We start from the raw sequence: 9,328 nt of genomic DNA, 5'->3' as shown, positions 1-9,328 counted from the left end.
GGCGGCCGCGGCGGCGGCGGCGGCGGCGGCGGAAGACGCTAGGGAGAGCAAACCATGACATCACCGTCACGATTTCGTCCGGGTCCAATGACAGGCGCTCTACGCCGCGTCACCGTTGCCTGCGCGTTGTGTCTAGGCATGCTGTCCGCAGCTCACGCGGAAAAGGACTTCAGTACGCCCAAGGCCGCCATGAACGCATTTGGCGAGGCCGTCGCCAACAACGAAGAAGCCACGCTGCAAACCATCTTCGGCCATGACTTTCGCGAACTGATTCCGCCCGTCGGCGCCGAAATACGCGGCCGATTTCTCGATGAATGGAGCAAGGCGCACGAAATCGAACAGATCGACGACTACCATGCACGTATCGCGGTCGGTAACGATAACTGGATCTTCCCGATTCCGCTCGTAAAGTCCTCCCAAGGATGGCATTTCGACATGCGTGCGGGCGCCGAGGAAATGCGCCTGCGCCGTATCGGCAGGAACGAACTCGCTGTCATACAAACCATGCTCGCAATTTACGACGCGCAGCGTGAATACGCGTTCAGCGACCATGACGGCGACGGCCTGTTTTCATATGCGTCGAAGCTGTCGAGTTCGCCGGGAAAACAGGACGGCTTGTACTGGCCAACGCAACCGGATGCGCCACCCAGTCCGCTCGGGCCCGCGTTCATCCAGGCGAGCTCGCTTCACACTTCGGAAGCCGGCTATCACGGCTATCACTACAAGCTGCTCACGTCGCAGGGCCCGCACGCGCCAGGCGGCGCTTACGACTATCTCGTGCATGGCAAGTTATTTGGCGGTTTTGCCGTCATTGCGTGGCCGGCGAGGTACGGGGACACTGGAATCAAAAGCTTCATGGTGAGTCACGCCGGTCAAGTCTATGAGCGCGACCTGGGTCCCGATAGTGCGGCCAAAGCGAAGGCCATGTCGTCGTTCGATCCGGGGCCGGGCTGGGCGCAGGTTCAACCGCAGCCTTGATTGATCTCGGGGTATAGCGTTGGCGCGGCAATCCGTCGATGCGCGCCTGAACGACATCAGAACGATGTCATAGACGCTGCACCGTCTGTCCCGCTATTGAGCCACGCCTGCCTGAATGGCCGCGGCTATCTCGCGGCTCACCGCGCCAAGCGCGCGATCACCCGCGGACACCAGTGCGTCGTTGCCGTGCCCGTCCATCTGCTGGCGGACAAGCGATTTCCCGACGACGGGTATCGATTTTCCAGGCGGAACCACCGACCACAGCGCTTCAATCGTCACCGCCTCACCGGGCACGGCGTCGAAACGCATCACGTCGACGCGCACGCGCCAGGTATCGGCTGCATCCTGGCCCGTATCGAATACCGATACGCGATCCGATCCCAGCAACGTGGCCAGATCGCCGGCAATCGCACGTGCGATATTCCCCTTGAGTGGCTCACCCCAGCGGGCGAATTCGTCGAGCGCCACCTGGTTGTTGCCCACACGTGTCACGAATTGAGGCCGATCGACCAGGCCGGGGATGGTGACCGGACTGACCACGACATGGACCGGCTTCGTCGGCACCATCGGCACGAGTGCCGCGTCGGGGTTCAGCGTGTAGAAACTCGCCGTCGGCGAACTGCCGCAAGCGTCGAGCAACACGACAGAGAGCACGACGGGGACGACCCAAAGGGTGCGTGTCACGGTTTATTCTCCGGCTTGCCGCGTATCAGTGCCTCAGGATGGCGTTCGAGGTAGTCCGCTAGCGTGCGGACGGCGGCGGACGTCTGCGCCAGCTGGCTCATCGCATCGGCGACGTTCTGCTGCAATGCGGAGTCCGGCTGCAAGGCGCTGTTGGCGGAGTTCATCACGCCATGCGCCGCGGTCAGGGTGTCCTTCGTCTCAGGAACGATGTCCGTGTCGAGGTGGGTCAGCAGCGCGTTGGCGTTTTGCAGGGTCAGTTGCGTGTTCTTGCCGATCGCTTCGAACGGGATCGTGTTCAGTTTCGTCATCAGCCGCGACATGGAATCCTGAAGCGATTGCAGCGTGTTTGGGACGGTCGGATATTGAGGTGGATCCTTGCTCCAGTCTATTTTCGCCTTTGGCGCGTCTGGGAAAAAGTCGACGGCAAGATAACGCTGACCGGTTAACAGGTTGCCGGTCCTCAACTGCAGACGCAAGCCTCTCGCGACCAGATAATCCGCAAATTCGTGCGTGTTCTGGACGACCGTGCCGCCGGTCGGGCCGCTTTCGTATCGGTTCGTAAAGCGCTCGGGATAGAAGGCTACCTCAACCACGATACTCAGCTTCCTGCTCTCGCGGTCGAATCGGGTATAGATGCCGCTCACCTCGCCAATGGTAATGCCGCGAAAATCGAGCGGCGCGCCGACCGTCAACCCGCGTACCGATTCGTTGAATTCCACAACGAACCGGGTGACGAGGCGGTCATGGCGTTTCATGGCCTCACTTAAGTTCGAGAACAACGTGAAGGAAGTCTGGGCCGCCGCTTGCGGCTGGTCGAGCGAGTGCTCCGGCGTATCGAATGCGACACCACCGATGATGATCGACACGAGCGACTGCGTATTGAGCCGTATGCCGTTGGAATCGAGCGCCACGTCGACTCCGCTCGCATGCCAGAAGCGCGTATCGGGTCTGACGAACCTGTCGTAGGGCGCATTAATAAAGACGTGCAACGTCACGCTCCTGCCGTCCGGATTGAGACTGAAGGACGTGATCTGACCTACCTGCAGCCGGCGATAAAAGATCGGCGTGCCGGCGTCCAGCGAGCCCATGTCCTGACTTGTCAGCACGAACTCCCGGCCGGGTACGTCGTTGGCAATAACGGGCGGCACCTCGAGGCCGGTGAATACCTGCCGCGTCTTGACCGAGGCCCCGGCGTCCATGCCCACAAACGAGCCAGACAGCAGCGTCCCGAGGCCCGACACCGTGCCGCCAGAGATGCGCGGACGCACGACCCAGAAACGCGTGTCTTCGACGAGCAGATCCGACGCATCCTTGACGACCTCCGCAGTTGCAATGACGTGCTTGTGATCCCGCGAAAGGTTCACTTCCTTGATCACCCCGATATCGACTTCCCTGAACTTGATCTTCGTCTTGCCTGCCTCCAGCCCATCTCCCGTATTGAAGGTTATGGTGATTTGCGGCCCCTGTTCGAACACCGCCTTGACGGCGAGCCACCCGCCGATCAGCACGGCGATGATCGGCACTAGCCATACCACCTGAAGCCGCCAACGCGCGCGCGGCGCGGCGACGGCTTCAGGGAGATCCGGCAGATCAGGCGTGTTTCCAGCTTCTGGCATGGTCTTGCCTCGCCGCGTCCCAGATCAGGCGCGGATCAAACGACATGGCAGCGAACATGGTCAGCACGACGACAGCGCCGAACGCAACCGCGGCCGCACCCGCCTGGATGGTGGCCAGCGCCTTGAACTGGACCAGAGCGACCAGCATCGTAATGACGTAGATATCGAGCATTGACCAGCGCCCGACCAGTTCGACCATACGGTAAATGCGCGTACGCCGTTCGGGGTTCCAGCGCGAATGAAGCTGGATCGAGATCGACAGGAAAGCGATGGCAATAATCTTTAGCATCGGCACCGCGACACTTGCGATGAACACCACGAGCGCGAGCAGCCACGAACCGGACGTCCACAGGTAAACGACCCCGCTCATGATCGTGTCCCTCTCGGCGCCGAACAACGAACTGGTGTACATCACCGGCAAAACGTTGGCCGGGATGTAGAGCACCATCGCGGCGAGCAAAAACGCCCAGGTGCGCGCCAGGCTATCAGGCTTGCGCATATGCATCGGAGCGCCGCAGCGGGGACAGGACAGTGCATGCGCGTGAGCTGGTGCCTTCGCCAGCAAGCTGCAGTGATGACACTGAAGCAGCCCACACTCCGACGCGCTCAGCCAGCCATGCAGCACAGGACGCTCATCGTGTGGCTGGCCATCAGGATGCCGCAGCGCACTGATGCGCGCCCACAGCGCGCGTGAATCGAACGCGGCGTCCGCCGCGGCGAGCACCAGCATCAGCGCACCGAACGACCATAATCCGACACCAACCACAACGCTGGCGATGTGCGAAAGCTTGACGAGGGCGACCAGCAGGCCAATGATCAGCACCTCGGTCATACCCCACGGCTGGGCGAGGCGCGCCAGCCGAAACAGGGATGCCGCCCCCCAGGGGACGCGGTTCACCCGCAACGGCACGAGCATCCACAGCATCGACGCGACCTGGAAAAAAGGAATGAGGGCCGTGGTGACGAATACGAGCGCTGCGATCGGCCACATCCCGTCGTGGTACAGCACGAATACTGCCCCTATCAGGGTCGTCTCGACCAGCGTGCCACTCACCGACAGCCCGACAATCGGGTACGCGTTGGCGATCACGAGCAGCACGATTGCCCCCAGCGAAAGCGCGAACGCACGATCGAGCGAATTCGCGCGATTCCGGTAAAGCTCCCCGTGACAACGCCGGCAACGCAACACGCCGCCCTCGGGAACATGGGCATCGCGCTGCAGCAGGTCGCATTCATGGCATGCAACAAGGCCAGCGCGCGTCATTGAAGGGTCTCCTGAGCCGGCCCACTCGCGGCCGGCTCGGGAGCACGCGGCTGCGTCATCTCTTCTGCCTTGATGACCCAGCCGCCGCCCATCGCCTTGTACAGGTTGACGAACGAGGTCAGCTCGGCGCCTTGCGTCTGCGCATAGCTCAACTGCGCGTCGAACAGACTCCGCTCGGCGTCGAGCACCTCAATGTAGCTCGTGTAACCGCCTTCGTAGCGCAGCCGCGCAAGGTGCGAGTAGGTAGCCAGCGCGGCTACCTGATTACCCTGCACGACCAGTTGCTCGCGTGATTTCTGCAAGGTGATGAGCGCATCCGCGACTTCCTGAAACGCGACCTGGATCGCCTTCTGGTAGGCAAACAGCGCTTCCTGCTGGCGCGCCTCCGCCTGATGGACCTGGCCTGCGATGTTGCCGGCGGTGAAGATCGGCAACGACACCGAACCGGCGAATGACCACACGCGTGCCGGCCCGGTGAACAGGTTCGAAAATTCCGTGCTGAGCGACCCGAACAGCCCCGTCAACGAAATTGACGGGAAATACAGCGCGCGCGCTGCGCCGATTAATGCGTTTTGCGCGACCAGATTCTGCTCGGCCTGCAGCAGGTCCGGACGGCGCACGAGAAGATCGGATGGCAAACCGGCGGGAATCGTAGGCGCAGCCAGCGCATCCAGTTCGTGGCCACGCAGGATGGGCTCAGGATTGCGCCCAAGCAGCACGGCAAGCGCGTCTTCCTGCACCGCGATCTGCTGTTCAAGCTGCGGAACGGTGGCCAATGCGGCCTGATATTCGGACTGGCTCTGGGCCAGTTCCATCTGCGATATTTCGCCGTACTTGAAGCGCAGCGTGAACACATTGACCGAATCGGCCCGACTCTCGACAGTGGTTTTCGCGATGTCCAACTGCCGGTCAAGGCTGCGCAGATTGATGTAGGACGAAGCGACCGAAGCCACCAGCGCAAGGATGGTCCCGCGACGGCCCTCTTCGCTGGCGAACAGGTTCGCGCGCGCCGCCTCGGTTTCGCGGCGGGTCTTGCCGAACAGGTCGATTTCCCACGAAGCCGAGACGCTGGCGTCGAACTGGTTGTAGACTGCGCCGACACCGGCCGGCAGCGGCACCGACCCATCCTGCGACGCGCGCTGACGTGACGCATCGAAGTTCGCCCCCACCTGCGGAAACAGTCCGGAACGGGTCGTCACGAACTGCCCGCGGAACTCTTCGACGCGTGCGGCGGCAACCTTGACGTCAAGGTTATCCGCAAGCGCAGCGGCAATCAGGTCGTTGAGCACGGGATCCTCGAATTGTTCCCACCAGGCAGTGTTGGCGGTGTCGGTCGTCTCCTGGATGCTGAAGCGGAACGTGGCCGGCACGTCTACGTTAGGCCGCGTGTAATCCGGTCCGAGCAGACAGCCATTCAGCGTCAGCAACAGGAGCGCTGCGACGAGACGCGCGAAGGCCGTTGCACGCATGTCAGTCGCCCTCATGCTGCGCGGACGGCGTGGCCTTCGGCGCGCCCGGACCGCTCGCTGGAGGTGCCGCGCCCCCCGGGCCGGCGTCTGGCCCCGGCTTCTCCTTCGGCCCGCTCTTGCGTGACGACATCGACTCGAGCAGGTAATAGAACATCGGGATGAAGAACACCGCGATGACGGTCGCGCCGAGCATCCCGCCGATCACACCCGTGCCGATCGAGTGCCGGCTGTTCGCCGATGCGCCAACCGCAATGGCAAGCGGCACGCAGCCGAGAATGAAGGCCAGCGACGTCATCACAATCGGACGCAGCCGCTCTTCGGACGCGCGCACAGTCGCCTCCAGCACCGACGCGCCCGCCTCACGGTTGATGACGGCAAACTCGAAAATCAGAATCGCGTTTTTCGCGGCGAGCGCGACCAGCATGGTGAGGCCGATCTGGAAGTAGATGTCATTCTCGAGCCCCCGCATCATGATGGCGAGGAGCGCGCCGAACAGCGCGAACGGCACCGCCATCAATACGCCCACCGGCAACGACCACTTCTCATACTGGCCGGCGAGGATCAGAAACACCATCACGAGCCCGAATATGAACACCGCGCCGGAGGTCCCACCGGATTTACGCGCTTCGTAGGCCTCGCCGCTCCAGGCGACGCTGTAGCCAGGCGGCATCTCAGTGGCAACCTCTTCCAGCGCGCTGATCACCTGGCCCGAACTGTAGCCCGGCGCGGCATTCGCTGTCACGAGGACCGCCGGGAAGTTGTTGAAACGCGTGAGCAGATCTGGGCCGGTGACGTACCGATAGGTCGCGACCGCTCTGAGCGGGACCATCGAACCGGACTTGCTGCGCACGAAAATCTGGTCCAGGTCCTGTGGCTTAAGACGGTAGACAGGATCGGCCTGCAGAATCACCTGCCACAACCGGCTCGAACGGTTGAACTGCGATACGTAGAGGGACCCAAACATCGTCTGCATCGCGCTGTAGACATCCTCGATCGGCACGCCAAGCGTCTGCGAGCGTTCCCGATCAACCTCGACAAGCAACTGCTGCGACGACGCATTGAAGGTCGTCGTGACGCGAGAGAGCTCAGGGCGCTTCCTCGCCCTCTCGATGAACTGCTGGACAACGCCGGCGAGCTGGTCGATCGTTGAGTCGCCCTTACTCTGGATCCACACCTCAGTGCCCCCCGTCGTGCCGAGCCCGGGGATGGATGGCGGATTGACCGGAATCACAACCCCGGCCGTGATCTTCGACAAGGATTTGTAGGCATCCGTCAGCACGGTCCTGGCATTCTGCGTCGCGCGATTCGCACTGGTGTAGCGTTCGTCGAAGCCCTTCAGACCGACAAAGAAGGTACTGGCGTTATTCTTGTTCTGCACGTCGAGCAGGCTGTACCCGTCGACCGTCGTGATGCTGCCGACGGCTGCCTGTTTCATAAAGTAGTCGGTGACCTGGTCGGAGACCGCCCCCGTGCGATCCAGGCTCGCGGCATCCGGCATCTGGATCGCGCCGAGCAGGTAGCCCTGATCCTCCGGCGGAAGGAATGCACTCGGAACGGACTTCAACATCACGACGGTCAGCGCGATCATCCCCGCAAAGATCAGCAGAGCCAGCACGAAGCGCTTGATGATGACCTGGATTGCGCGTGAATAGCCCGCCGTCATCTTCGCGAACGCGTTGTCAAACCATCGAAAAAAGCCTCGCTTCTCCTTATGCGTGCTCTTGAGCAGCAACGCGGCGAGCGCCGGTGACAACGTCAATGCCACGAGCCCCGAGATCACCACCGAGATCGCTATCGTGATCGCGAACTGCTTGTACAACTGGCCGGTAATACCGCTGACGAACGCCACCGGCACGAACACCGCACACAGCACGAGCACGATCGCGATGACCGGGCCCGCCACCTCGTCCATCGCCAGCTTGGCCGCGTCCTTTGGATTGAGCTTGTGAACGGTCATGTTGCGTTCGACGTTCTCGATCACCACAATTGCATCGTCAACCACGATGCCAATGGCGAGCACCATACCGAAGAGCGTCAACATGTTGATGGAAAACCCCAGCAACGCCATACCCATGCAGGTTCCGACAATCGAAATGGGCACCGCCAGCACGGGGATCAGCGTCGCCCGAAGGCTTTGCAGGAAAACGAACACGACGATCACCACGAGCACCAGTGCTTCGAAAAACGTATGGATTACATCGGAGATGGACGCCCGCGTGAACTCCGTGGTGTCCATCGCAATCTCGTACTGGATTCCCTCCGGAAACGACTGCTTGAGTTCCGCGAGGGTCGCGCGTACCTGCTTCGACACGTCGAGCGCGTTGGCACCCGGTTGCTGGTAGACCGCGATGATCGTGGCGGGCTTGCCCTGAAAACGGCTGCGGATCGAGTAATCCTTCTGCCCCAGTTCGGCCCGGCCCACGTCCTTGAGCCGCACGATGGCCGAGCCTTCGCTGGCGGCCCGCAAGATAATGTTTTCGAACTCCGCCGGTTCGGAAAGACGGCCCGTAGTCGTTACCGCAAATGACTGTTCGACGGGGGTGCCGGTTGGCGACTGTCCGATACGCCCGACAGCAAACTGCTGGTTCTGGTTCTGGACGGCATTCTGGACGTCGTTCGCCGTGATGCCGAGTTGTGCCATGCGGTCGGGCTTGAGCCAGACGCGCATCGCATAATCAGGATTACCGAAGATGCTTGACTGGTTGGCGCCTGGAATCCGCTTGAGCGCATCGAGCACGTAAATGTTCGCGTAATTGGCGATGTAAGTGCTGTCGAAACGCTGGTCCGGCGAGTAGATCGCGATAACCATCATGAACGCCGACGACTTCTTTTGCACCTGCACGCCCTGCGCCTGAACCGACTGCGGCAGTTGCGGCAGCGCCAGGTTCACGCGGTTCTGTACGTCGACCTGTGCGAGTTGCGGATTGGTGCCAATTTCGAAGAACGCGTTGATCGTCAGATTGCCGGTCGATGAACTCGATGAGTTCATGTAAATCATATTGTCCGCGCCGTTCACCTGCTGCTCGATTGGCGCGGCCACGTTGTTCGCGACCACGTCCGCACTCGCCCCCGGATAAGTGGCCGAGATCGTAATCTGCGGCGGGGTGATGTCCGGATACTGGGCGACGGGCAGCGCGAGCATCGTCAATGCGCCGCCCAGCGTGATGACGATCGAGATCACGGATGCGAAGATCGGCCGGTCGATGCAGTAGTGAGAGATACTCATCGTTGCCGTCCTTCACTGGGACGCGCTGGCGCCGGAGGCCGGCTCCAGTGCGGCTGTTCCGGGCGCGCTTGCCGGAGCGCCTGCCGGTTGC

The 9,328-nt window shown here is 61.9% G+C and carries 6 protein-coding genes; 1 reads left to right on the top strand and 5 read right to left on the bottom strand.

Annotated features, from left to right (window positions below):
- Window positions 1-54 precede the first annotated feature (54 nt).
- Window positions 55-978: a DUF2950 domain-containing protein gene (locus WCA85_RS20750; RefSeq protein WP_424066757.1), complete on the top strand. Its 924-nt coding sequence runs from the start codon at window positions 55-57 to the stop codon at window positions 976-978.
- Between the two features lie 93 nt (window positions 979-1,071).
- Here WCA85_RS20750 and WCA85_RS20745 read toward each other — a convergent pair whose 3' ends face one another.
- From WCA85_RS20745 to WCA85_RS20725, 5 genes are read right to left on the bottom strand one after another with little or no spacing between them, the layout of a single operon-like run.
- Window positions 1,072-1,662 (bottom strand): PqiC family protein, encoded by a 591-nt coding sequence (locus WCA85_RS20745; protein ID WP_424066756.1) that lies wholly within the window; start codon window positions 1,660-1,662, stop codon window positions 1,072-1,074.
- Window positions 1,659-3,278, bottom strand: coding sequence for an intermembrane transport protein PqiB (locus WCA85_RS20740; protein WP_424066755.1), 1,620 nt, complete (start codon window positions 3,276-3,278; stop codon window positions 1,659-1,661). Before WCA85_RS20740 ends, WCA85_RS20745 begins: the two co-directional genes overlap by 4 nt.
- On the bottom strand, window positions 3,253-4,542 hold the full coding sequence (locus tag WCA85_RS20735) for a paraquat-inducible protein A (protein WP_424066754.1): 1,290 nt from the start codon (window positions 4,540-4,542) through the stop codon (window positions 3,253-3,255). Before WCA85_RS20735 ends, WCA85_RS20740 begins: the two co-directional genes overlap by 26 nt.
- Window positions 4,539-6,011 carry an efflux transporter outer membrane subunit gene (locus tag WCA85_RS20730; RefSeq protein ID WP_424066753.1) on the bottom strand — a complete coding sequence of 491 codons (1,473 nt, stop codon included), beginning with the start codon at window positions 6,009-6,011 and terminating at the stop codon, window positions 4,539-4,541. Before WCA85_RS20730 ends, WCA85_RS20735 begins: the two co-directional genes overlap by 4 nt.
- A gap of 1 nt (window position 6,012) precedes the next feature.
- Window positions 6,013-9,237 carry an efflux RND transporter permease subunit gene (locus WCA85_RS20725; RefSeq protein ID WP_424066752.1) on the bottom strand — a complete coding sequence of 1,075 codons (3,225 nt, stop codon included), beginning with the start codon at window positions 9,235-9,237 and terminating at the stop codon, window positions 6,013-6,015.
- Window positions 9,238-9,328 lie beyond the last annotated feature (91 nt).

Origin of the sequence: Paraburkholderia sp. (assembly GCF_049581445.1) — a bacterium.
Lineage (GTDB): Bacteria > Pseudomonadota > Gammaproteobacteria > Burkholderiales > Burkholderiaceae > Paraburkholderia.
Note: the sequence above shows the minus strand (reverse complement) of the source record. Positions and strands in the feature narration are given on the sequence as shown.